2 protein-coding genes are annotated in these 1,999 nt (G+C 55.7%); both read left to right on the top strand.

Annotated features, from left to right (window positions below; genetic code table 11):
- On the top strand, nt 1–261 hold a 261-nt coding region (locus AAC083_RS06545), incomplete at its 5' end, for a hypothetical protein (RefSeq protein WP_219927867.1).
- 105 nt (nt 262–366) lie between these two features.
- Nucleotides 367–1,734, top strand: coding sequence for a tetratricopeptide repeat protein (locus tag AAC083_RS06540; RefSeq protein ID WP_108536130.1), 1,368 nt, complete (start codon nt 367–369; stop codon nt 1,732–1,734).
- Nucleotides 1,735–1,999: the final 265 nt, after the last annotated feature.

Here is a 1,999-nt window from a genome sequence, read left to right as displayed (position 1 = left end):
TCTGAGATTGGTAATGGAATGGTCGGACACATGCTATACGATGACTACGGAATCATTAATGGGCGTGAAAATAGGTGTGGGTTTGCGTTTATGGTCTATAGCGGAGGGCGCTGGGTCATAAAGTGGCAAGCGAACGTTGGGACCATTAAGCTGGTTAAAAAGAAAGCTACTGGCCTTTTTTCTAAAACAGAATTTGAGACTGCGATGGTCATGTTTCCACCTAAGATTTTTGCAACGGATAGTCGAGCTATCGAGGTTTAAAGAATACCAATCATGAACCGTGGTAGTTTGGGGAGGCAGAATGGATCTGGCAGCAAGGCTGCAGTGCCTCATCCGTCACTTTTTCACTCAGCGAAGAATTTTCTCATGACCCATCAAGCCCTATGGCTGGCACTGACCGCCAGCATGCTTGCAGCCTGTTCTTCCACTGCGTCACTCACTGACGCCGAGTTATCCCAAGCGGCAAAGCAGGGGGATGGCCGTGCCCAATATGAGTTGGCCAAACGGCTGGCCAGCCAACCTGATTACCCCAATGCCATGCACTGGATGCAGCAAGCGGCTGAGCAGTCGGGCCCCTTGGCCGCTGATCAGCAGATCCGCGCCAACGCTGCGTGGCAAGTGGGTGACTGGTATCAGGCTGGGCTCGGTGAGCCCAAAAATCCGGCGCTTGCTACCCAGTGGTGGCAACGTTCTGCGCGGCTTGGCAACACCCATGCCAGCTATCGACTGGGCCTGATGTGCCAGGAGCAGCATCAAGGCAAACTGGTGAGTGAATGCCTCGATTGGTTCGAGCAGGCCGCCAAGCGGGATCATGCCGAGGCGCAGTTAGTCCTGGCCCGGTGGTACAGCAAACAACCGGGGGCTGATGCTGATGCCGTCAAATGGTTAGAAAAAGCGGCAGAACTGGGCAACCCTGATGCCCAGTACCTGCTGGGTCAGCGCTATGAAATGGGCAAAGGGGTCGCCAAATGGCCGGATATTGCCCAGCGCTGGAATGATAAAGCCGCTGCCCAACAGCAACCGGACGCTTTGTTGCTGCAAGCTAAACAGGCGCTTCCTTCTAATGCTTTCGCTGCCTATCAGCGCGCCGCCAATGCGGGCTCTGCCGAGGCTGAACTCTGGCTAGGGATGGCATATCTGGCAGGGGAGCAAGTCCCCGCAGATCCCGCTTTGGGGCGTTATTGGTTAGAGCTGGCTGCCGGACATGGTTCCCACGAAGCCGAGTACCAACTGAGCTTGCTGCAGGTAGACCGGGAGCAGCAGGCCCACTGGTTAACGCTGGCCGCTGACGGTGGCGTAACCAAGGCGTGGTTTGAGCTGGCGGAGTTACAGCATAAGCAAGGTGAACTGGAGCAGGCCAGAGCCAGCTATGCCAAGGCCGCTCAACAGGGCCACACGGCAGCGCAATACGCCTACGGTGAAATGCTGCGTTTGGGACAAGGGGGCAAAGAGGATTACGCGCTGGCACTCAAGCAGTATCGCTTGGCAGCCCAGCAAGGTGACCGGATGGCCCAATACCGGATGGGGACGCTGCGTGAGAAAGGTCTGGGGGCACCGCGCAACCGGATACATGCCTATGCCTGGCTCTCCTTGGCCGCCACCGAAGGGATGCCTGAAGCCATGCAGGCCCGTGATGAGCTGGAGGCCATGATGACCAAGCCAGAAGTCAAACAGGCTCAAAAGCTGTCGAAACACTGGTTTGGCAAGATGTTATTAACCGCCAGGAAAAGCTAAAAAAAAGAACATAGAAGGAAGCGGCCCTTATGGGCCGCTTCCTTCTTATTCGGTTGGTAAATTATCAGTCACAAATTCAGCCCAAGCATCCATCATAGGCCTACGCTGGTCCAGCAGGTCAGTGCGGTGGTATGCCGCTTCCACCTTATTTTGGATAAGGTGCGCGAGTGCTCGCTCAGCCAAGTCCCTGGGATAGCCTTGTTCGCTACACCAATCCCTGTAGTGGTCTAATCATCCCGGACACCATTTTAGGTGGTACAGTCGC

The sequence above is a fragment of the Aeromonas sp. HMWF014 genome (genome assembly GCF_963878295.1).
Lineage (GTDB): Bacteria > Pseudomonadota > Gammaproteobacteria > Enterobacterales > Aeromonadaceae > Aeromonas > Aeromonas popoffii.
The sequence above is the reverse complement of the archived record's forward strand: the minus strand, read 5'-3'. Positions and strand labels throughout refer to the sequence as shown.